The 23,859-nt window shown below is 44.3% G+C and carries 17 protein-coding genes; 14 read left to right on the top strand and 3 right to left on the bottom strand.

The window, feature by feature from the left end:
- Positions 1-15: 15 nt before the first annotated feature.
- Positions 16-3,393, bottom strand: a complete 3,378-nt coding sequence (locus ACVBDU_RS16600; RefSeq protein ID WP_447180849.1) for a SusC/RagA family TonB-linked outer membrane protein — start codon at positions 3,391-3,393, stop codon at positions 16-18.
- Between the two features lie 304 nt (positions 3,394-3,697).
- Here ACVBDU_RS16600 and ACVBDU_RS16595 point away from each other — a divergent pair, with 304 nt between their 5' ends.
- Both ACVBDU_RS16595 and era read left to right on the top strand, forming a co-directional pair.
- Positions 3,698-4,495, top strand: coding sequence for a membrane metalloprotease (locus ACVBDU_RS16595; RefSeq protein WP_447180848.1), 798 nt, complete (start codon positions 3,698-3,700; stop codon positions 4,493-4,495).
- Between the two features lie 121 nt (positions 4,496-4,616).
- A complete protein-coding gene (era, locus tag ACVBDU_RS16590) occupies positions 4,617-5,498 on the top strand; it encodes a GTPase Era (RefSeq protein WP_447180847.1) in 882 nt (293 codons plus the stop codon).
- A gap of 24 nt (positions 5,499-5,522) precedes the next feature.
- Here era and ACVBDU_RS16585 read toward each other — a convergent pair whose 3' ends face one another.
- Positions 5,523-6,014, bottom strand: a complete 492-nt coding sequence (locus tag ACVBDU_RS16585; RefSeq protein ID WP_447180846.1) for a hypothetical protein — start codon at positions 6,012-6,014, stop codon at positions 5,523-5,525.
- 311 nt (positions 6,015-6,325) lie between these two features.
- Here ACVBDU_RS16585 and der point away from each other — a divergent pair, with 311 nt between their 5' ends.
- The 7 genes from der (at position 6,326) to ACVBDU_RS16550 (ending at position 18,072) form a co-directional block, all read left to right on the top strand.
- Positions 6,326-7,630, top strand: coding sequence for a ribosome biogenesis GTPase Der (gene der / locus ACVBDU_RS16580; protein WP_447180845.1), 1,305 nt, complete (start codon positions 6,326-6,328; stop codon positions 7,628-7,630).
- A gap of 375 nt (positions 7,631-8,005) precedes the next feature.
- Positions 8,006-8,584 (top strand): RNA polymerase sigma factor, encoded by a 579-nt coding sequence (locus ACVBDU_RS16575; RefSeq protein ID WP_447180844.1) that lies wholly within the window; start codon positions 8,006-8,008, stop codon positions 8,582-8,584.
- Positions 8,585-8,967: 383 nt separating this feature from the next.
- Positions 8,968-9,945, top strand: a complete 978-nt coding sequence (locus tag ACVBDU_RS16570) for a FecR family protein (RefSeq protein ID WP_447180843.1) — start codon at positions 8,968-8,970, stop codon at positions 9,943-9,945.
- A gap of 161 nt (positions 9,946-10,106) precedes the next feature.
- Positions 10,107-13,616, top strand: coding sequence for a SusC/RagA family TonB-linked outer membrane protein (locus ACVBDU_RS16565; protein ID WP_447180842.1), 3,510 nt, complete (start codon positions 10,107-10,109; stop codon positions 13,614-13,616).
- A 17-nt stretch (positions 13,617-13,633) separates the two neighbouring features.
- Entirely contained in the window at positions 13,634-15,103 is a 1,470-nt protein-coding gene (locus tag ACVBDU_RS16560; protein WP_447180841.1) for a SusD/RagB family nutrient-binding outer membrane lipoprotein, read from the top strand.
- A gap of 199 nt (positions 15,104-15,302) precedes the next feature.
- A complete protein-coding gene (locus tag ACVBDU_RS16555; RefSeq protein WP_447180840.1) occupies positions 15,303-16,793 on the top strand; it encodes a calcineurin-like phosphoesterase C-terminal domain-containing protein in 1,491 nt (496 codons plus the stop codon).
- 25 nt (positions 16,794-16,818) lie between these two features.
- Positions 16,819-18,072: a hypothetical protein gene (locus tag ACVBDU_RS16550; RefSeq protein ID WP_447180839.1), complete on the top strand. Its 1,254-nt coding sequence runs from the start codon at positions 16,819-16,821 to the stop codon at positions 18,070-18,072.
- Positions 18,073-18,242: 170 nt separating this feature from the next.
- On the opposite strand, the gene ACVBDU_RS16545 is transcribed toward ACVBDU_RS16550, so the two are convergent.
- Positions 18,243-18,746, bottom strand: coding sequence for a DUF456 domain-containing protein (locus tag ACVBDU_RS16545; protein WP_447180838.1), 504 nt, complete (start codon positions 18,744-18,746; stop codon positions 18,243-18,245).
- Between the two features lie 349 nt (positions 18,747-19,095).
- Here ACVBDU_RS16545 and ACVBDU_RS16540 point away from each other — a divergent pair, with 349 nt between their 5' ends.
- From ACVBDU_RS16540 to ruvC, 5 genes are all read left to right on the top strand, one after another.
- Positions 19,096-19,464: a BlaI/MecI/CopY family transcriptional regulator gene (locus ACVBDU_RS16540; protein WP_447180837.1), complete on the top strand. Its 369-nt coding sequence runs from the start codon at positions 19,096-19,098 to the stop codon at positions 19,462-19,464.
- Entirely contained in the window at positions 19,461-21,164 is a 1,704-nt protein-coding gene (locus ACVBDU_RS16535) for a TonB family protein (protein WP_447180836.1), read from the top strand. Before ACVBDU_RS16540 ends, ACVBDU_RS16535 begins: the two co-directional genes overlap by 4 nt.
- Before the next feature lie 71 nt (positions 21,165-21,235).
- Positions 21,236-22,387 carry a tetratricopeptide repeat protein gene (locus tag ACVBDU_RS16530; RefSeq protein ID WP_447180835.1) on the top strand — a complete coding sequence of 384 codons (1,152 nt, stop codon included), beginning with the start codon at positions 21,236-21,238 and terminating at the stop codon, positions 22,385-22,387.
- A 92-nt stretch (positions 22,388-22,479) separates the two neighbouring features.
- Entirely contained in the window at positions 22,480-23,046 is a 567-nt protein-coding gene (locus ACVBDU_RS16525; RefSeq protein WP_447180834.1) for a hypothetical protein, read from the top strand.
- Between the two features lie 224 nt (positions 23,047-23,270).
- A complete protein-coding gene (ruvC, locus tag ACVBDU_RS16520) occupies positions 23,271-23,825 on the top strand; it encodes a crossover junction endodeoxyribonuclease RuvC (protein ID WP_447180833.1) in 555 nt (184 codons plus the stop codon).
- Positions 23,826-23,859 lie beyond the last annotated feature (34 nt).

The raw sequence follows: 23,859 nt of genomic DNA, 5'->3' as shown, positions 1-23,859 counted from the left end.
ATGTCTGTTTACGAATTAAAAATCAATGGCTATAGTCATGGTGTATGACGCAGTATACGGTATAAAACCTCTTTCCCTATAGGAATCACTGCTGCTGGTACCTCTGAAACTTTCGGGGTTTAAGTTGTTGGGCATATTGTTATAGAGATACCCGAGGTTTCTGGCATTGAGTGCGACATAAAAATTACGGGCTCCCAGTTTATCAGAAACTTTTTTGGGAAAATTGTATCCCAGCGAAATATTCCGGAGCGCGATATATTTCACCTCGCTGAACCAATCGTCATTTACAACGCCATTTCCCCACGAATTTTTAAAGTAATGATGAAAACTGGCATGGGTGGGCTCTATATATCCCTGGTCAAAGGCTTCCTGGTAAGTCATTCCCCCGATATCCACGGAAGTTCCGTTCGGAGTGGTTGCCATTTGCCCGGGTGCGAATACCCCTTCGGGAATAACACCGTCATGAAATTGCTGCCCCTGGCTGTCCCCGTATTGAGATGTCCAGCTTAAACCTCCGTATTCCGGGCTTCGTCCTTTCAAAGAAGTGTCGAGCCAGCCATACGCCGTTCCATAGCGATTGGAATAGGAAGCGATATGTCCCCCGAACCTGGCATCCAGGAGTACGGACAGGGAAATCCCTTTGTAAGTAAAGGAATTATTAAGGGAACCTTCGAAATCCGGTTGTATTTTACCTATTCTCTCGGGTTCGTAACTTCTTTCATAAAGAGCACCCCTGCGCGAATCGTTCCAGATTAAAAGATTCATGCCGTTTCTTGGATCGTTGGAGTCATCGGACTGCCATTTTTTAGGATTGCTGTCGGTCATCAGGACGCCGTATTCTCCTCCTTCAAAGGCTACGGAACCTATTCGGAAGTTTCCATATGCAACATCACCTCCAAGGGCTTTGTAAGCGCCGTAATCTTCATGCAGGTCCTTTATCTTGGTCGTATTTTTCCAGTAATTAAAAGTGGCGTTCCATTCGAAATCTTTTGTCTTTACCGGGGTTCCGGTAAGGCTGATCTCCAATCCGTAATTGCTTAAGGTACCGATATTGGTGAATAAGGAGTTGTAACCGGATTCCTGGGGAAGCGGAACTTCGCCGATCTGATTCTTAATGGTTTCGTTATAATATGCCACGTCAAGTCCCAGCCTGCTGTTGAAGAACCGTACATCGGCCCCGATCTCATAGGAGTTTTTCCTTTCGGGCTGGATACTTCTGTCTACAAGAGTTGTGGTAATATCGTTCAGATACACGAATCTTTCTCCGTCCAGTTGATATCTTCCAATTTCATACCCTTTATTAATGGCATAGGGGTCAGTGTCACTACCTACCTGTGCCCAGGATGCCCGGAGTTTCCCGAAGGTGAACCAGTTGGATGTATTCAATGTCTCGGAAAAGAGCCATGAAGTACTTACGGAAGGATAGAAGTAAGAATAATTTCCATTTCCGTTGGAATATACGAGGGAAGAAGACCAGTCGTTCCTCCCGGTTATATCCAGGAAAAGCTGGTCCTTATAGGCAAAACTGGAAAGGAAGTACAGCGAACTGATCTGTTTGGTGCCGTAAATCCTTCCGCTGGATACCGGGACCCGTTTGGAGTTTTCGAGGAAAAATTGTCCCGGAACTATGAGTCCCCCGTCCGTCCGGATATCGGTTTCCGATTTTTCCTGTTTCCAGAACTCTCCGCCCAGGAGCAGTTGTACGGAAAGGTCGGAAGTCAGGTTTTTCCGGAAATTAGCCGTGAGTTTACCGGTATAACTTTTATCGGTATTATTTCTTAACTGGTATTCTCCCCCGTCATTCAGGAATCCGGTCCCCAGATCTTTTCTTTCGTATTTGGTGGTATAGTAATTCATGTTCCCTTCGGCAGTGACCGTAACCCAATCGGCAAGTTCTGCCGTTAAACGAACTACGGGGCGGGTTACCTGTTCGTCACTTTCCGCACTGTTCATGTAATATTGGAACCAGGTATTTGTACTTGGAATAAAGGCGTGTTCATCACCATAGGCATTGGAAGGTGTGCCGCCATGGGAAGCTTGCCAATACTGGCGCTGTTTGTATTTTTTGGGGTCGTACCAGTTTGACCACCCTGCGGTACTTATAAATAATTGGGAAATATCATTTCTGGCATTTCTGGCTCTGGAAGTAGTGAAGGAAATAGATGCATCCGCTTTTAGCCAATTGGCGAGATTGTACGATCCGGAAAACAATAAGGCATCTCTTTTAAAACTATTGTTAGGTAATGTCCCCGTTCTGTCATTATGGGAAAGCGACAGGTAAAAATTTCCCTTTTCGTTTCCTCCCGTAAGGGAAAGGGAAGTGTTGGTGTTCCACCCGGTATCGTAGGCTCTTAATAAATTGTCTTTTACCGGGTCGTACGTTGTCATCTCGCCATCAAGGCCGACAATAGGCCTGCCATCGTACCTGGGGCCAAACCCAAAACCGGCCCACGGATGATTTATTTTTGTCGGTACCCCATCATCATTAGTATAAAACTGGTTTGTGGAAAAACGGTGATAATTTCCATTGGGATCTCTTTCTCCGTAATCCGTATACCCTGCAAGGGCCCCCGGACCGAATTTGTCCTGTATGTCCGGTTGACGATATACATGGTCGACTCCTACGGATTGTTTTACGGAAATTCCCAGTCCCCTGGCCCTGGAACCGTCTTTGCTTTTTATAAGAACCACACCGTTTAATCCTCTGGAACCATACAGGGCTGTGGCAGCGGCTCCTTTCAATACGGAAACACTCTCATAGTCATCCGGATTCAGGTTTTTGAGGATGTTACCATAGTCATTGGCATTTCCGTCCCAGTCCGCACTGGCATTGGATACTTCATTTTCCAGGATCACGCCGTCAATTACAAAAATAGGCTGGTTGTTCTTGGAGTTAAGTGCGGATACCCCGCGTATCTGTATTTTGGAATTCCCGAAAAGTCCGCCGTCGGAAGTTCCGATACTAACCCCTGCCGCCTTTCCTTGCAGGGCCTGGACGGGGTTAACGGTATTTACTTTGGCCAGTTCTTCCCCTTTAACTTCGGTCATGGCGTAGCCCAGTTTTTTGGTTTCTCTTTTAATACCCAGGGCGGTAACCACTACGCCTTCTAATTCCTGGGTGTCGGCAGATAAAGATACATTTATTACCGATTGTCCGTTAACCGGAACTTCCCGCGAAGTATAGGCGATATTGGAAAATATCAAAACAGAATTTTCAGGAACCTCAATGGTGTAATTGCCATCGAAATCGGTGGAGACACCCTTGAAAGTGCCCTTAATTACAATATTTACTCCCGGTAAGGGAATACCATCGTCTGCATCGGTTACCACACCGGTAACGGTCCTTTCCTGTGCCAATACCAATTGACACCAGAAGAAAATTGCAAAAAGCATGTAAGCTGATTTTCTTTTGTACATCATTGTCTTCATTAGTTAGTTAATTACTTGGTTCTAATAATTACGTTATCGAAAACATTTCAAAACAATGAAATTGCCTAAAACGTTTTAGAATCGAATATAAATGTTATGAAAAAGTTAAAATTTAACAATTAAAATCGACGAACGACACTGCTAAAAAGCTAAAGGATTCTTCCGGGACGGTGGCTGATATGAAAAACATATTATGGTCATTATGACCTTTTTGTATTGTGTTTTTAACAATTCTTTTGCATCTTTACGGGCTTAATAAACTATTTATATGTCGGCAAAAAAGAGTTTATGGGGGTTGTTGCTTTTCGTTGTGGTGTCCGCAGGAATAATAAGTTGTTCCGGTGATGATGATAACAAGGGAATGGTCCCGACGGAACCGGATAAAAATTTAAACCGTGAGAAAGTAGGAGATGCTGCGCACGATTTGCTTTCGGCACAGAACTATTCCAGGATTGTTTTAGAATTCATTTATATAGAAGGATACGAACCTTCTTCCCAATCCGTAGAAAACCTCAAGTCCTTTATTGAGGCCCGGATGCATAAACCGGGCGGGATTGTCATTGAAGAAAGGTGGATAGACTCTCCGGGGCTTTCCGAATACAGTGCGGATGCGGTGTTTGAACTGGAAAAGGAGGAGCGGATGCGGTATTCCGATAAAGAAGAAGGAGAAATTACGGTTTTTGCCTTTTTTGCGGATAAAGGATCGGACAAGGACGAAGGAAATAAAGTAGTCCTCGGAGCCGCATATCTGAATACTTCTTTTGTGATCTACGAATCTACGATACGTGAGGTATCGGACAGGGCAGGAGCTCCCAGCAGGGTAACTATGGAAAGCACCGTATTACAACACGAATTCGGACATTTGCTGGGACTGGTTGACCTTGGAACGGAAATGCAGGAAGACCATCTCGACGAAGCGAACGGTCATCACTGCGATGTGGAAGAGTGCCTTATGTTCCACCAGGCGGAATCCGGTGGAAATATTTCCGATCTCATAAGCGGAGGAGAAATTCCGGAACTGGATGCACAATGCCTTGCCGATCTCAGAGCGAACGGCGGAAAATAAAATGTTCAATACAGGATATTACCATGGTTTTGTGCAGGGTAAGGGAGAATATAACCGGGGAAATAGTACTTGGTTGTTCCGTAATTGATTAATTTTGCCGGAGAATCACAATTCAGTATCCATGCACAAAGCAGGTTTTGTAAATATTATAGGGAATCCCAATGTTGGAAAGTCTACCCTGATGAATGCCCTCGTAGGCGAAAAACTATCTATTATCACCTCTAAAGCACAAACTACACGGCACCGGATATTCGGTATTGTGAACGGAGAGGATTTCCAGGTGGTTTTTTCCGATACTCCGGGGGTCATAAAGCCTGCGTATAAATTGCAGGAATCCATGATGGACTTTGTAAAATCCGCTTTTGAAGATGCGGACGTACTTGTCTATATGGTGGAAATAGGCGAGAGGAAACTTAAAGACGAAGCCTTTTTCGCAAAACTCAGTAAAACAAAAATTCCCGTACTGCTATTGCTGAACAAAATAGATACTTCTTCGCAGGAGGAACTGGAAGCCCAGGTAACCTACTGGAAAGAAGAGCTTCCCGGCGTTGAGATATACCCTATTTCGGCCCTGCAGAATTTTAATGTACGGGAAGTGTTCCAACGGATACTGGAATTGCTGCCGGAATCCCCCGCGTTTTATCCCAAGGATATGATAACGGATAAACCGGAACGCTTTTTTGTCAATGAAGCCGTTCGCGAAAAAATACTGCTTTTCTATAAAAAAGAGATCCCGTATTCCGTAGAAGTGGAGACCGAGGAATTCCTGGAAGAAGAAGAGATCATCCGGATACGTTCCGTAATTATGGTAGAACGTGATTCCCAGAAGGGAATTATCATAGGACATAAAGGCAGTGCCCTGAAAAAAGTGGGAATTGAAGCCAGGAAGGACCTTGAAGCCTTTTTTGGCAAGCAGGTGCACCTCGAACTTTTTGTAAAAGTAAACAAAGACTGGAGAAGTAATGACAGGCAGTTGCGCCGGTTCGGGTATAACCGGAAGTAAGGGTAGGGAAATTACATTTTCCGGTCAGTTCAGCAGACTTCGATTGTTCAGAAACTCATAAAAACCGTAAATAAGCGTTTTTCCCTTAGATTTTTTTGACTTCCGGACGACATACAATATTCCCCAGGAGATGATCATCAGGAGGGATAGTGCTGTAATAAGGATATAATCTGTCCCCGTATACCAGTTCAAAAAAGTCCAGGTAATTAATGTGATGGATGCAATACCCGTTGCAAGTTGCAGGTATAGCAGCATGTTCCACAAAGGCGACCGCGGGGCGAACCATCCGGAAAGGACACTTCTGGATTCATCGATCCGGTTTACTTCCAGGTGCAGTTGTGGTGACCACCATTCCTCTTTGCTTTCGGACATGACAATTAGGGTGTCATTGGACCGCGTTACCCTGTAAAGCGGGTTGGAAGTCTGCAAAAAAGCAGATACGACAGAATTTTTGTTCTTGGGGAGTTCGACGGAAAACTGCGGATCAAGGGCAATCTTGTCACCTAGGCTTTTCATTACCTGTTTTTTTAGAATACTAAATATACTCCTTTTTTTAAGAAAAAACACTTTAGTACCTGACAAAAATTAATTTCGTCATACGAGTATGTCTGTGGTCGGGTGTACGTGTTATCCATATCCATCCATATACCCGTATACCCGAATACCAAAGGTCAAGATGCGTTTTGCCTTGTGGCAACACATACGATGTTAATTGAAATAAAAAAATGTCATGTACTGAAAAAAACACCATAAAAGAGCCAAAGGATAAAACTTAGTCGGTCTCTTAAAAAAGGAAGTATTACCTTTGCCCCTTTAAAACTTTTTGCATGAGCAATATAGTAGCGATAGTAGGAAGGCCGAATGTGGGGAAATCAACGCTTTTTAATCGTTTGATCCAGCGCAGGGATGCCATTGTAGATGCCATTAGCGGGGTAACGAGGGACAGGCATTATGGAAAGGCGGACTGGAACGGAAAAGAATTTTCTCTGATAGATACCGGTGGTTATGTCATGGGAAGTGACGATATCTTTGAACAGGAGATCGACAAGCAGGTGGAACTGGCCATAGATGAAGCGGATGCCATTATATTCGTCGTAGATGTGGAGACCGGGGTAACCGGGATGGATGAGGATGTCGCCCAGTTGCTCAGACAAACAGATAAGCCGGTATTGCTGGCCGTCAACAAAGTGGATAATTCCCAACGCGAAGCGGATGCGGTAGAATTCTATTCTCTGGGTCTGGGTGAATATTACACTATTTCGGGGATAAACGGAAGCGGAACAGGTGAATTACTGGATGCCCTGGTAAAAGTCTTACCGGAAAAAGAAGAGGAAGTAGAGGAGGAACTGCCCAGGTTTGCCGTGGTAGGAAGGCCAAATGCGGGGAAATCTTCTTTTATCAATGCCCTTATCGGGGAAGACAGGTATATAGTTACCGACATAGCAGGGACAACCCGCGATAGTAGCGATACCCGTTACAACCGGTTCGGTTTTGAGTTCAGCCTGGTAGATACTGCAGGGATACGACGAAAAGCTAAAGTAAAGGAAGACCTGGAGTTCTATTCGGTGATGCGTTCGGTACGTGCTATTGAACACAGCGATATCTGCCTCCTGCTTGTCGATGCGACCCGGGGATTTGAAGGTCAGGATCAGAATATTTTCTGGCTGGCGGAGCGCAATAGAAAGGGGATTGTTATCCTGGTGAACAAATGGGACCTGGTAGAGAAGGATACTTCCACGACCAAAGAATTTGAGAAGCAAATACGAAAAACGATAGAACCGTTTACCGATGTACCTATTGTCTTTATCTCCGTACTCACCAAACAGCGTATTTTCAAAGCTATAGAAACCGCAGTAGACGTATATAAAAACCGTAGCAAGAGGATATCTACAAGTAAACTCAACGAGGTAATGCTTCCAATAATAGAACATACCCCGCCACCATCGAATAAAGGAAAGTACATAAAGGTCAAGTTTTGTACCCAGCTTCCGACAGCGATACCGCAATTTGTCTTTTTTGCCAATTTGCCGCAATACATCAAAGACCCCTATCGCCGTTTTGTAGAAAACAAACTCAGGGAACACTTTGGGTTTCACGGGGTGCCTATAGATATTTACTTCAGAAAAAAATAAGAAACTGTTTAAATTTATATCCCGGGGCCGGCCCGGCTTCGGGATATAAATTCATGTTTTATTCCATCCGGAAAATAAAATCATAATCTTTCCCTGTCCGAAAGGATTATCGGCGACTTTCTTAGCGCGTATCTGCGATTAAGCCGTGAAGCAAAAAACTACCTGCAAACGTAAATTCTTAATAATTTTTCCTTCTAGGTATTTAAATAGCATTTTTATTGATAAATTAGCATTATTTTGATCCGTTTATTAGTGTTTTGTTGTTTCTGGTATGTTTAAAAATAAGTTAATACCAAGTTAACAGAAGCTTAAACCTCGATTTTTTGCGTGTATTGATTATTTCAATTCATTTGTTCATCCGGTATATTAATAAAAATGAATAGAAAAACTCCCGAACTATCCGACAGAGAATTATTGGCTGAACTCAAAGCGGGAAACAAGTCCGCATTTGAAGAGATATTCAACAGGTATTGGAAGCGCTTGTTTTCCTATGCCTATAAAATCTATGAAGATGAGGTGGTATGTGAGGATATGGTTCAGGAGATTTTTATAAGCCTTTGGGAAAGGTCTGCGGAATTGTCTGTAAATAACCTGGAAGGCTATCTGTTCCGGGCTGTAAAATATAAACTAGCCAATTCTATTCGCAATTTGAAATTTACCGTCCGGCATACGGATGCCCTCTCCGGTCTTCCCGAAATACCACCGGCAACCCGGCAAATGGAATACCAGGAGCTCGAAAAAGAAGTGTTTGTTCTGGTAGACCGGTTGCCACATCGTTGTAAGCAGGTCTTTTGTCTGAGCAGGGTAGACAGTCTCACCAATCCGGAAATCGCTGAAAAACTGGATATTTCCGTTCGCACCGTCGAAACACACATAAGCAATGCTCTCAAGTATCTGAAAATGAATCTTCATATAGCTCACGTATATGCTATTGCTGTTTTTTCCCTCTTCTGATCACTGATTCCTGTTATTTAAAAGAGTATCCTGGTAAAATATAAATGGTAATACTACCCTTTAGGACATTGCCCTTTATGTTATAGTATTCGCCCGTACCATAGCAAATCTCCCTTCCCTGCAAAAAGGATTTTGTGGTGGAAGAAGCTTTGCAATATTTTTTTCTTAACGGAGAAACTGTCTGAGTCTTTCATATGCTTTCTGATGCGTTATGCCTTGTAAAAAGGCTTTGGTTTCGCTTTGTGTTTTGTAATGGAAAATCTAACGTTAGGAAAAGGTTAATACTCTTTCTTCCTTATTACCAAAATATTAAACCCGTGTTTTTTTTCCTTTTCTCTTACGTGTCTGTTGCTTTTTGTGTGACTTGTAGTAAAATGAGTGTCTTGAAAAAACAGGAATTTATAAAACTCGCGGAGAAATATGCCGATGGTCGTTGTACCCAGGAGGAAAGGCAGGTAGTTGAAACTTTTTTCGATATGTTTCAGGAGAAAAAAACGGCGTGGGAATGGAGCGCGGATGAAGAGAGACGCCTGCGAATGCTGATGCGGATCCGAAAAGAGATAGACAGGGGCGATAAAAACAGCGGGATTCCCCGGAACACGCTGCGGTGGTACCGGGTTACCGGTATCGCGGCATCTCTGGTACTTCTGATAGGAGTGGCTTTATTCTACAATGTAAGTTTGGGAGAAAAGTATAAAGAAGAAATAGCTCTGCGCGGAGAGAAGAAAGAAATTACACTGGAAGACGGAACAATGGTTTACCTGAATGCGGAGAGTTCCATACGATATCCACGGCGTTTTTCCGGCGTAAGGGAAGTTACCCTAAAGGGGGAAGCCTTTTTTGAAGTAGCAAAAGATGCCAAAAGACCCTTTATAGTGAGGTCTGGTGATGTGGAAACCAAGGTTTTAGGAACATCTTTTAATATAAATGCATATTCCGGAAAGCAGGTCCGTGTCAGTGTTAACACAGGAAAAGTACAGGTAACCGATACCAGGCCGGAAGGCAAAAAAGCTTTTCTGAAGAGAAATCAGCAGGCACTGTTCCCGGAGAAACCCGGAGAGTTGGAAGTGTCCGGAGCGGATGCCGACAAATACAGGGCCTGGACAGACAATGTTATTGTTATGGAAAACAATACCCTGAAAGAGGTCGGGGATATGCTGGAAAGATGGTACGACGTGGAAATTGTTTTTGCAGATAAAGATCTGGAGAGCAAGACAATTTCGGGTAAATATAAAACCAATGATATCCGGGAAATACTGGAGAGTATCAAGTTCCTGAAACAAGTGGACTACACTTTTACAGCCCCGGGAAAAATACAAATAAGAAATATGTCTAACCAGCAAAAACCAAAGCCCATGTAACAGTTCCCCTAAAAAACAAAACCCATTTCTGTTACAGCAGAAATGGGTGTCTCCTATATCGGTTACAGCCGAAGAACGGAGATTGGACTAATCAAGTAATCACTCCTTACAGGAATTCTGTTTACAGACAGAATCCGTTAAGAAATCCTTTTAGCCAAAAAATGAATACGAAACTACAAAAATTATTATTGAACACGATAAATATCTGTGTTTGCTCTTTAGCATCTCTTTTATCTTGTGTTCAATTGTACGCATTTGCTTCGGAAGTACAGAATCCGAAAGCGATAAATGTCAGCATAAAACTGGAGAATGCCACGATAAAACAGTTGTTTTTCGAAATTGAGAACCAAACCGAATTCACCTTTGTCTATGACGAAAAGGTATTGAACACTACCCGGAAACACACCTTTTTCTATCCGGATAAGAATGTATCGGAAATACTGGAGGACCTGAAATCGAGAGAGAACCTCGTATTTCGGCAAATAAACAATACCATCACCGTCACTTTAATATCCGCTCAGCAAAAAGGTATAGGCGGAATTGTTAAAGATTCGGACGGAACCCCTCTTCCCGGAGCCACCGTAGTGGTGAAAGGAACCAGAAACGGGACGACTTCCGATTTTGACGGGAACTTTCATATCGATGTTCCGGACGGGGCCGAAAGTGTTTTTGTTTCTTTTATCGGGTACAAGACAAAAGAAGTGCCTGTCGGGGGACTTACCTTCCTGGAAATAGTGCTCGAAGAAGATATCAGTTCACTGGATGAAGTAGTTGTTACCGCATTGGGAATTAAACGCGAAGAGAAACAGCTTGGATATGCACAGCAAACCGTCACTTCCGAGCAATTGACCGATGCCAGGCCGAATAACTGGTCGGAGGCCCTGAGAGGGAAAGTACCCGGATTGTCTATAAACGGATTGGGAGGGCCCATAAGTTCGCAACAGATAAAACTACGGGGAGACAGTTCTCTGGATCCTGGTAACAACGGGGCACTTATCGTTATAGACGGGGTGGTGGTACAAAACGAATTCCCCGGTTCCGGAGCTTCCAACGGGTATATGGGGGGAGATGCCTCCAACGATACCCCGGTGGATTTCGGAAATGCCGTTTCCGACCTTAACCCGGAAGACATAGAAAGTATATCCGTACTTAAAGGGGCAGGGGCAGCTGCACTTTATGGATACCAGGCAGCTAACGGTGCCATTATTATCACTACCAAAGCCGGTAAAAAACAAAAGGGACTGGGCGTTACCATAAGTTCCAATACCAAATTCGATGTTATTACCCGCTGGCCCGACTGGCAATACGAATACGGACAGGGAAGCGGTAAAGGAGGATATGTGAAGCCCGGAACAGATGAAAACGGTAACCCGATACCCTATAACGACCGCCTGTATTATACGTATGGGGCATCGGAAGACGGCAACAGTACCGCAGGAAGCAGCAGCGCCTTCGGACCCCGTTTCGACGGACAGTATTATTATCAGTACGATCCGGAAGTAGAAGGGCAATCGCCGGAACGACAGCTCTGGCAACCGTATAAGGATAACAGGAAGTCATTCTGGCGAACCGGAGTTACCAATACGCAAAATATTTCCATCCAGGGCGGTGGAGAAAAAGGCTCTATACGAAGTTCCATTACCCATACCAAAAACGAATGGATCATGCCCAATACCGGCTTTGAACAATTGTCTTTTTCCGTCAACGCCAATTACCAGGTATCCGATCGTATAAAACTCAGCTCCGTAGTAAATTACAGGGATAAGGAGAGCGATAACCTGCCGGGACAGGGATATAACAACCATTCCATCGCATATTTTATGATCTTCCAGAATCCCAATGTAGACCTCGACTGGTACAGACCTATCTGGAAACAGGGGCAGGAACAGGTAGATATGATACGTCCCTACAGTAGTTATATCGATAACCCTTATGCCATGGCCTATGAGATTATCAATACCCTGGACCAGAATGCGGTGACGGGAAACCTGAGAATGGACATAGAGCTCTCTCCCAAATTCAACCTGATGCTCCGCGGAGGGCTGAACATGTACCACAAACGTATGGAACAACGCCGTCCTTATGATATTAACCGCTACGCAAAAGGATATTACAGGAAAACAGGGATCTTTAAAAAAGAAACCAATCTCGATTTTCTGCTGACCTATACCGATACCCTCGGAGAAGACTTTGACATCAGTGTCAATGCCGGGGGAAACACTATGGACTACCAGTATAACCGGCAGGACGGATGGGCCGTAGGATTAGAAATCCCCGGCACATACAATCTAGCCAACGGTTCGGAAACCTTTACCAGTGAATTTGACGGTTACAATAAGGCGAACAGCCTTTACGGAATGATGACACTGGGATGGAAAGACAAGATATACCTGGACCTTACGGCACGTAATGACTGGAACAGCGTACTCCCTAAACACAATTGGTCATTTTTCTATCCTTCGGCCAGTACGGGTATTATTCTCAGCGAGATATTCGAGATGCCCGAAGCGGTTACCTTCGCCAAGTTGAGGGCTTCTGTTGCAGATGTGGGAGGGGCCGGTCAGTATGGCAACCGGTACGGTACCAGAAAATATTACGGAAGAAGCGATTTCGGAGGGTCGGCAGTGGCGCCTACTTCCCTGTACAATATCGATCTCAAACCTGAGCGCACGACCAGTACGGAAATAGGCCTTGACCTTAGGTTCTTCAATAAACGTCTTTCACTGGATGCGGCAGTTTACCAGACGAATAGCCGGAATCAGATTCTCGATATCCCGCTTCCGGAATCTTCAGGATATTACAATGTAACGATCAATGCGGGAGAGGTCCGTAACCAGGGCGTGGAACTGATGCTGAACGCTATCCCTGTAAAATCGAAGAACTGGGAATGGAATACTACCCTGACCTGGTCCAAGAACGAGAGCAAAGTATTGTCCCTTCACGAAAAAATAGAAGGAGGGGAGATGCAGCTATTGAGTTCTTCCGGTGCACGGCTTATGGCAGTAGAAGGTGGCCCGGTGGGCGCCCTTTACGGAAGAGGATTCGAACGCTCTCCCGACGGAGATGTCATTTATGACGACAGTGGCTATCCCGTACTCAGCGATGGCCTTATATACATAGGAGATACACAACCCAAATGGGTAGCCGGTTTTATGAATAGCGTCCGCTTTAAGAATTTCAGGCTCAGTGCGGTTATTGACGGTAAATACGGAGGAACCATATATTCGCACACCCATCACAAACTTACCCAGCAAGGGAAACTGAAACACACGCTTAAAGGAAGAGAAGAAGGAGAACGGGTAGGAAAGGGAGTAGTAGATAATGGTAACGGTACATACTCGCCTAATACCAAGGCAATACCTATAGCAGAATATTACGACACCCATTACCTGCTTGCTAACACCGAAGCTAATTCTTTTGATGCGTCCTTTATAAAACTGAGAGAAGTGACCGTGGAATATAACTTCCCGGCAAAGTTACTGGAAGGTACGTTTTTTAATAAATTCAGCCTTTCTCTGTATGGCAGGAACCTGGCGGTGATCTCCGATTTCCCGATATACGATCCGGAAGTTGCCGGACTGGCAGGCGGCACCAATATGCATCCTGGCGTGGAAGTAGGACAAATGCCCGTACCCACGGAATTCGGGATGAACATTCAACTTGGGTTTTAATTTGAAAAAAATATTTTATGAAAATCTTTAAAGCTTTTGCATTGCTAAGTCTGCTCACCCTGTGGATGAGTTCCTGTACGGGGGATTTTGAGGAGACCAACACGCACCCTAATAATCTGGAAAGTATTACTGCCGGAAGTGTTCTGAACCCGGTGCTATACGAACTGGCCAGCCGGAATGGTATACAGATGCGTAGTGTAGGTGCTCCTTTGACACAGATGTTCTGGGTAACGGACGATTATATCAATTCTCCTTTTTTGTACGATTTTGACGTCAATATAGGAGGGACGACCTGGCGGGATTATTATCGCTGGCTGAATAACCTCAAGGAGATGGAAGCTGCTGCCATTCGCGATGAAATGCATAACTATGAGGCCATTGCCCTGACCTTGAAAGCTTATGCCTTTGCCATGCTTACCGATTGCTTCGGCGATGTGCCATTTGAAGAGGCCCTGCAGGCAGAAGAAGGTATATGGTATGCGGAATTTACTCCCCAGGAAATGATATACGAAACCATACTGAACGATTTGGAGAGGGCCAACACCCTGTATACTCCGGATGAAGGTATGATCTATGTAAGCGATATCCTGTTTAACAATAATCTCAATAAGTGGCGTAAATTTACGAACTCCTTACATCTAAGGCTTTTGCTCCGGGTTTCCGGTCGTGCTGAAACGGATGCTTTCACAAAAATGATAACAATGATCAACAACCCGGCACAATATCCTGTCTTTGAAAGTAATGATGAAGGGGCCGTACTGCATATAGAAGGTGTTGCTCCATTGTTATCTCCCTGGGACCGCCCACAGGATTTCGGTACATTCAGGTATTACAGCGATTTCTTTATAGATAATCTTAAGAATTTTAAAGATCCCCGCCTGTCTCTCTATGCCTCCCAGGCCAAAAACCAGGATACCGATAATGTCGGGTTTATAGGACAACCGGTGGATTTTGAATCGTCCCTGCCCGATAGTATAGCTACACCATCCGGAGTGCGCAACGCTTTGGCCACCGAACCGTTGATTATTCCCTTTATGAGTTACGCCGAAGTGGAGTTTATCAAGGCCGAGCTGGCCCAACGCGGATATATATCCGATGCGGAAGAACATTACGAAAACGGAGTGACCGCCGCCATCGAAATGTGGGGACTGGAGATGCCCGAAGAACGAAATGAAGAAGGAGTGATCATCGATGCCAATGCCTATTTTAATAATGAGTATACTAAATATGACGGTACCCTGGAACGTATTATACTGCAAAAATACTATGCCCTGTTTTTTACGGACTACCAGGCGTGGTTTGAACACCGAAGGACCGGACTTCCTGTGCTGGGGGTGAACTCCCAGATGAGGAACGGGGGAGAAATGCCGTCACGTTTGTATTATCCGTTGAATGAAATAGACAGGAATAACGAAAACTACAAAAAGGTAGTGGAACGAATAGGAGGGGATAAGATCAATGTCAAAGTGTGGTGGGATGTGGATTAAAGTATGAAGTTAGAAGTAAGAAGGATGAAGTAAATAAGCTGATGAAATCATGTGCCAATTCGATAATGAGTTAAAGAATGAGATTTAAAAGATAACTTTCTCCCCCTCAGGGGGAGATACCGAAGGCAGAGGGGGATCACACCTAAAAGCACTAATCACCGAACTACTAACAATAAACCGTAAACAACATATCACAACCATGCAAAACAGAAGAGATTTTCTTAAAAAGGTAGGCCTTGCCACCGGGGGGATTTCCGCTCTCGGCTTTTTCCCCGCCGCGGCATATGGCAATCTGCTGGATCTCGATCTTTACAAGCCGGTAAAGGTTAAGGGAAGAGTGACTTCCGGCAACAAAGGACTGTCCCGCGTAACGGTGACGGATGGTCTGAATGTAGTACAGACCGATTCCGGAGGACACTTTGAATTTATAAGCAATAACGGCAGGAGTTATGTTTATATCAGCCTGCCCTCCGGTTATGGCATAGACCGGATGGAAAACGGTTCGGCCAATTACTTTAAGCCACTTGTAAAGAATAAAGAAAACCAGGAGTTCCATTTTCAGCTCCGGAAATCGGAAACTTCGGATGAAAATCATCACTTTCTTGTTCTGGCTGATACCCAGATACAAAATGAGTACGAGGCGGAGCAATTACTGACCGTATCCACACCTGACCTGGTGAAAACCGTAAAAGAGATTAACGATCCCAACCTGTTCGGAATAGGCTGTGGCGACCTTGTTTTTGACCATCTGGAATTGCTCAAAGATTACAATGCCATGGTAAAACAGACGGACATCCCTTTCTTTCAGGTTATCGGTAACCACGATATGGACCTGGGTGGGCGAAGTGACGAAAGTACAACAGGTACTTTTAACAGCCATTTTGGCCCTACCTATTATTCGTTCAATCGAGGAGAAATTCATTATGTGGTACTTGACGACGTATTTTTTATAGGCAGGAATAAAAAGTATATCGGTTATATCACCGAAGAACAACTGGCCTGGCTGGAAAAGGACCTGAGTTTCGTAGAGCCGGGAACAACTGTGGTGGTATCCCTGCACATACCTACCTACACAGGTTCGGTGAAGCGCTATCCGGATAAAGACCACATAGGCGGAATAGTGAATAACAGAAAACACCTGTACAAACTCCTGGAGCCTTTTACGGCACATATTATGTCCGGGCACACCCACTTTAACGACAATATGAAACTGGCAGATAACCTGTATGAACACTGTCACGGAACCGTATGCGGAGCCTGGTGGAGCGGGCCTGTATGCCATGACGGTACACCGAGCGGATATGGGGTTTACCAGGCGAAAGGTTCCGACCTGTCCTGGCGATATAAGTCCACCGGGATGGATAAAGACTATCAGTTTCGGATATATAAGAAAGGGGAACACCCGGATCACCCGGAAAAATGGGCGGCCAATGTGTGGAACTGGGATGCGGACTGGAATGTAGTTTGGTATGAAGACGGAATGCGCAAAGGGCAACTGGAAAGAGTGACGGCCAGAGACCCGCTCAGCATTAAACTGCACGAAGGCCCCGATCTGCCCGAAAGGAGAAAATGGGTAGAGCCGCAACTTACCGATCATATGTTTTTCTTTGAACCGAATGCTTCGGCTTCAAACATTGTAGTGGAAGCGACAGACCGGTTCGGAAATGTATTTAAAGAAACCGTAAAATAATAAACAAACCAAAAAATTGAGAAACATGAAACCTACTTATCTCATTTCTGCCTTTTTTGCCCTTTCATGCTTTTCCTGTTCCGACCATGATATTACGGAAACGGAAGAAGCTCCTTTAAGCGAGGTCCTTTCCGTCAGCACCCCTGCTGCTGATGTGACGTTTTCCCATACGGATGAAGGCAGCTTCGTCTCCGGATTGTCCTCTTATGGTTTTAAAACACCGGTACAGCTTAATCTCAACCGGACGGCATCCAAAAGCGGTTACAATTCTGTATACGGATTTAACATTCCCGCAAACCGTCAGGTAACAGGGTTTAAGTGGAACAGTGGCGACCAGCAGACCGAAGACTGGAGGCCACAGGGTATTACCGGTTTTCAGTGGGGCGGAAGAAGATTCCTGTTGACCACCTGGTACGGTGTAGGGCCGTCGCAAATACCCGGTGTGGAGAACCAGCACAAAGGTGCCCGGGTGTCACTGGTGGATATTACGGATATGAATAATATTAAATACCGGCATATTCTATTGGTACAGGATAAAAATAACCGGTTTTATAAAGAATCTGATAAATATACCCAGTTGGGTGAATTCGGCCCGGTACGTATTCATGCCGGGGGAGTGGCTTATCACAACCAGAAGATCTATGTTGCCTCCAGTGGTTTGGGAATTCGTGTATTCGACCTTAACAAAATCATCCAGGTATCCGGCGATGCTTCGAAAAGCAGGTTGGGAAAAGAGGCGGACGGCACTCTCAAGGCCTTTAATTACGGATATGTTTTGCCGCAAACCGGGTTTTACGATATCGATGGCGCTTCTCCGTATTCCTGCATCGCACTGGGAGAAGGTACTTCTTCCGAAAGGCGCTTCTGGACAGGGCAGTATATTACATCTTCGGATGGAAGGACCCCAAAGATTTTCGGTTTTCCGGTAAATTCCCAGGGAGAAATAACCCAAAGCCCTTTGCCTGAAGTTATAGAGCCAAAGGATAATGCAACTGGGAATAACGGCCCGGTATTTAATATGCAAGGCGTATACAGAAAGGGGACAACCACTTTAATGGCGGTTACCGGTAAGAGTAAATACGAAGGGTCTACCGCCAGACTGGTGCGTTACCGGGACGGAGATACCTCAGGTGCACGGTACCGATGGCCCCACGGGGCGGAAGACCTGTATTACGAACAAAGTACGGGTTATCTATGGAACCTCACGGAATACGAAACCTCAAAATACGGCAGTGATAACCGCTGTGTTTTTGCCGTCCGGTATTCCGACTACGATTAATTTAATCCCATTAAATGGGTCTTATTCCCCGATGTTCTGTATTGAAATGGGCTAAGGCTTGTTTGTTTGAATACCTCGCAGGCTTGCCCTGAGGTAGTTGATTTTTCTGTGTTTTTTGAATAGCCCCGTAAGCGTTTTAATATGCTTTCGGGGCTTTTTTTGCGATGGATTTAGAAAGAAAACAATCCTGCACGGAACTCCCACATTTTTACAATAAACAATACCAGAAGAACTACAGTCACAACAAGTTTCATAAAAGTTCCGGTAAGAAATCCCAGGAAAGAGCCAAAAGCAGCCCGTAAAGCCGTTTTACTGTCTGCTTTGTTGAACAGTTCCCCGATAAACGCACCGAGAAAGGGTCCGATAAGGATACCAAGAGGAATAGGAGCAATAATACCAACTACCAGCCCTATGGTGGTTCCCCACATTCCGGCCTTACTCCCCCCGAATTTTTTCGTTCCCATAGCGGGAATAATGTAATCCAGAATAGTGATTCCCAAAGCTACAATCAATGTAATGCCAAGAAACCACCAGCTGAGGGTTACGGCTTTGGTGAGGTGGAGTAATAAAAGCCCCACCCAGCTTATGGGCGGTCCGGGGAGTACGGGTAATACACTTCCGGCAATACCGATTATCATACACAGGAGACCGAGAACCGTCAAAGTAACATCCATAGGATTTCTTTTATAATCTAATATTTAGTACATGACAAAAATTGTTTTTGATACCATTTAACCGGAAAATCAGCTTGACCCCTCCCGATAATTATCGGGACTAGAGGGAGCCTGATTTTCCTCTCCCGATATTTATCGGGATCATCCTTTAGGGCCGGGGTCAAAGATTGAGGAGTCATCGAAAGTCAGTTTTTGTCATGTAATTAAAAGCTAATGTAATAAAAAAACACCATTGTACGGATTTTTTGGATCCTGCCGGAAAATTTTTAACTAAAAAATTAGTTTAAACTAAAAGTTTAGTTATATTTGTATTTATAAACTAAAAAATTAGTTCAATAATATGTCGAATATGAAGCAGTTAACCAAGGCCGAAGAAGAGGTCATGCAGATATTATGGGAGCTGGAAAGAGCGAATGTTGCTGCCGTTATAGAACAATATGAAGGTCCTAAACCGGCTTATAATACGGTATCTACCATTGTGCGGATATTGGAAAGCAAAGGTTTTGTAGGGCATGAAAAAGAAGGGAAGGGGTATTTGTATTTTCCGCTGTTGAAAAAATCGGAATACAGTAATCAGACTATCAACAAACTGGTGAACAATTACTTTCAGGGGTCATTTAAAAGTATGGTTTCCTTTTTTATGAAAAAGAATGACATAAGCATGGAAGAACTCGAAGAGATATTAAAAGAAGTTAACGATAAAGAACCGGAAAAATGATACACTATTTATTGCAGACCATCGCATTTCAGTTGTTTTTTCTGATCGTATACGATCTGTTCCTGAAAAAAGAGACGTTTTTTAACTGGAACCGGCTATACTTATGGGTCACGCCGTTGCTGTCCTGTATTATTCCGCTGATTAAGATAGAAAGGCTGGGCAAAGTAATGCCGCAGGAGTATGTCGTGATGCTCCCGGAGGTCATTGTAGGCCCGGGGGCAAATCAGGCGAGGGAGATTGAAGTGACAGCCACGGTCCCTTTCTGGCAGTGGATACTGCTTGCCGGGATAGTGTTGAGCCTGGTGCTGTTCGTAGTGAAAATTGCCAGGGTTTACCGGTTGCGGCATAAAGGAAAAATCATAAGAAAACAGACACATGAAGAGGTGGTACTTCCGGACAGTAACACGGCATTTTCCTTTTTCAGAAGTATTTACCTGGGAGATAAGGTATATCGTAAAGACCATAAACATATCATAGCCCATGAGCTGGTCCATATCCGGGAAAAACACACCATAGACCTTTTGTTCTTTGAGCTGCTTCGCGTCCTGTTCTGGTTTAATCCGCTGGTGTATATTTTCCAGGCCCGTATGGCCGAACTGCATGAATTTATCGCCGATGCCAAAACCGCCGGCCCGGATAAGAAGGAAAGCTACCGGTTGCTTTTACAAGAGGTTTTTAAGACAGAAAAAATATCATTCATCAATCCATTTTTTAAATCATCATTAATCAAAAAACGAATAGTTATGTTACAAAAATCAAAATCCAGAAAAATCTGGCAGTTTAAATACCTCGTACTGGTCCCCCTGGTGATCGGGATGCTGGTGTACAGTTCCTGCGAAAATGAAGAAACCGTAGTTCCGGAGGGCAATGCTTCTATTTCTTCACAGGTACAGCAGTTAAAAGCGGCCATAGCAAAGAAAGGGGATATTACCGAACAGGAAAGAGAAGAGATAATGACACTCAGTGAAATAGTCGTTGTAGGTTATGAAGGAAAGGCTAAAACAAAGATTGAAATAGATTATCCGGATGTGGAATATTCTTCTTCTGATTTAGATGTTCCTTTTGCTGTTGTAGATCAAGTCCCGGTATTCCCCGGTTGTGAGAGTTCTGCCGACCCCAGGGCGTGTTTCCAGGAAAGCATGCAGAAACACATCCGGAAATATTTCCGGTACCCGGAAGAAGCCCAGGACCAGGGTATCCAGGGGAGGGTGGCCATAATGTTTACCATAGATAAAGAAGGGAACATTGTGCATATCCGGAAAAGAGGCCCTTCGCCTATACTGGAACAGGAAGCGGTGCGGATCATAGAGACGCTTCCGAAAATGACTCCCGGAAAACACAGGGGTGAGGCCGTTAATATTCCGTTCTCCATCCCGATAACCTTCAGGCTGGCATCGGATTCCGTGGAAGATAAGAGACATTCCGGTGTTAGTAAAAGTCCGGATAATGGTAAGGTTTTAGCTTCCGGTGATATGACGAAAGGTGACGGGTATGTCTACGGGACCGTGGTAAACAGTTCCATGAGTCTACCCGGGGTCAATGTGGCTGTCAAAGGGACGGGCAGGGGAACGATAACCGATTTTAACGGAAGTTTTAAGATCAAAGCAGCAAAAGGAGATGTTTTACATATGAGTTACATTGGCCTGACCGATGTGGAGTTTACTGTAAATGACCACAATAATTATGAGGTAATGATGTAGTGAGCCTGTATGGTATAATAACACAATATGGAAAGTCAATTATGCAGACAAGGTGTCTTAATAAATTATTTTTGCTGATTTTAGGTTTTTTGGTAAGCACTTTAGTGGCCGGGGCGCAGTCCCCGGCCTTGCACATTGCAGACAGCCTGTATGCCCTGGGTAATTATACCGGGGCTATAAACATGTATGCAAAAGTTCCTTCGGCGAAAAGCAGCCTGCAGATTGCCCGTGCCTATAATGCCATTGGTAATTACGATAAAGCGATGCTGCAATATGAAAACCTGCTTCACGAACATCCGGATATGCTGCTGGCCCGGAATGAACTCGGAAAATTGTATCTCCGGACAAAGCAGTTTGAAAAAGCGAAAACGGTGTTTGGTGAACTCACGGAAAAGGACAATGAAAATGCCGACAATTTCTACTGGTTGGGAAAAAGCTACCAGGGTATAATACCGGAAATGCAGTATGCCCTTCCGAACTTTAAGAAAGCATTCCGGAGCGATGAAACCCATTTGAAAAGTATCTATGAGATCGGGAAATATTACCTGAAACACAGGGAAAAGGATTCCGTATTGAAATATGTGGATAAAGGACTGGAGTTTTATGCCAATTCCGTGGAACTGATCAACCTGAAGGCACTTGTTCTTTTTAACAATGGCAATCATCGGGAAGCCGCCCTGTTATTTGAGCGTCTTGTGGAACTGGGAGAAGAAAAAGCCTATATCTATGAGAGACTGGGAGATTGCTACGTGCGTAAAATCGAATACGAAAAAGCTATTACGGCATACGAAAGCGCCCTGAAGTTAAACGGTATGGAGCCCAACCCGAAAACCTTGCTGGCTTTGAGTAAATCTTATCTCAAACTAAAAAATTACGAAAAAGCGGATGTTTTTGCCAAAGAAGCCATTGCGGTACAGCAGGTAACCTTTGAGAACGAATACGAAATCCTGGCCAATATAGCACTCGAACAAAAAGAGGTGAAGACCGGACTGGATTATTTAAAAAAAGCTTATGAAGAAAACCCCTCCAGCACCCATTTGCACTATAGAATATGTCTTGTCGCCGATAATTATTATGCCGATCCGGAACTGAAACTCCGGTATTATGAAGATTTTTTGGGAAAAATCGGCGATTCCGGTATGGATAGGATGTACAGGGACTTTACTACAAAGCGGATATCTGCCATTAAAAAGGAAATGCATATGAATGCCGGTGTGGAATAACCGCTCGGATCCTCTTCAAAAACAGAGAAACCACAATAAGATTGTTTATTTTTCTCAAAAAGTCGTAATTTTCAGCATTCAACGGGTGTTTTATGCGAAGATCAGAAGGCTTTTTCTTTTGTACGTTTCATATCGGGTTTACTGGCGTTAATTTTTTGCGCATTTTGACGGGTATGATTTTGTTTGTCGTAATGTCTTCGTGTAACAGGGGGAAGGAAGAAAAACCTTCTTCGGACAAACTTGTACAGGATGAGATCAGGAACATCAATTGGAATGAAGTAGACCAGTATCCCTTGTTTGAGACCTGTGATGAAACAGCGGAGAAAATCCGGCAGAAAGCGTGTTTCGAAAAAACGTTTGTCCGGTACCTGTATGCGGGAATAGAGGACCAGCAGGTGGTTATGCACGGTAGTGTGGATGATACCATCTATGTTCGCTTTCTCATTTCCGGGACCGGAAAGATTTCTGTGGCCGAAATAGAGCAAAAAGAAAAATGGGAAAAACACGTTCCCGGCCTGGATAGTATCGTAGCGGTCAGTTTGAAGAAAATGCCGGTACTTCATCCCGCACTAAAACGAAATATTCCGGTAGCCACCAAATACCGGTTACCCGTGGTACTTCAATCAGCAACGGTTTCTTCCCCGGGGCAAACGCATTAAAGAATTATAAATATTTGCAGGTTACAAGTTTCAGGTTGCAGGTTTGGGCGAGCCAAAAGGCACCTGGTTTCCCTTACAATCTCTATCCTCTCATTTCCCAAGCCCCTTACCCCATTCTCACATTCTCACATACTGTACCCCTGATGCGTTTCCCCCCCAGTACTCCATAAAACCCGTTCTATCTTCGTACCTTTGCTCCGAATAGCCTTGTAATTTTTAAAATTTTGGCAGAAGAGAGAATAATATTGGGCATAGATCCGGGAACGACTATCATGGGATTCGGGCTGATCCGGGTTACCGGAAAAAAGATGTCCTTTATGCAACTGAATGAATTGCAGTTACAGAAATACAGCGATCACTATCTGAAACTCAAACTTATTTTTGAGCGTACGGTAGAACTGATAGATACGTACCACCCGGATGAAATAGCCATAGAAGCCCCTTTTTTCGGTAAAAACGTACAATCCATGCTCAAGCTGGGCAGGGCCCAGGGAGTAGCAATGGCGGCAGGATTATCCAGGGAAATACCCATAACCGAATATTCGCCGAAAAAGATAAAGATGGCCATTACCGGAAATGGAAATGCCAGTAAAGAACAGGTGGCCGGAATGTTACAAAATCTCCTGGGACTTAAAGAACTTCCTAAAAACCTCGATTCCACCGACGGACTGGCAGCGGCGGTCTGTCATTTTTTTAATTCCGGAAAAAGCGTGGGGGAAAAGTCATACAACAGCTGGAATGCTTTTGTAAAACAGAACGAGGGACGTATTAAAAAATAGATGCCAGCATTCTTTTTTTTCGGGTGATATTGAA

The organism is Sinomicrobium endophyticum (assembly GCF_052983315.1).
The sequence above is the reverse complement of the archived record's forward strand: the minus strand, read 5'-3'. Positions and strand labels throughout refer to the sequence as shown.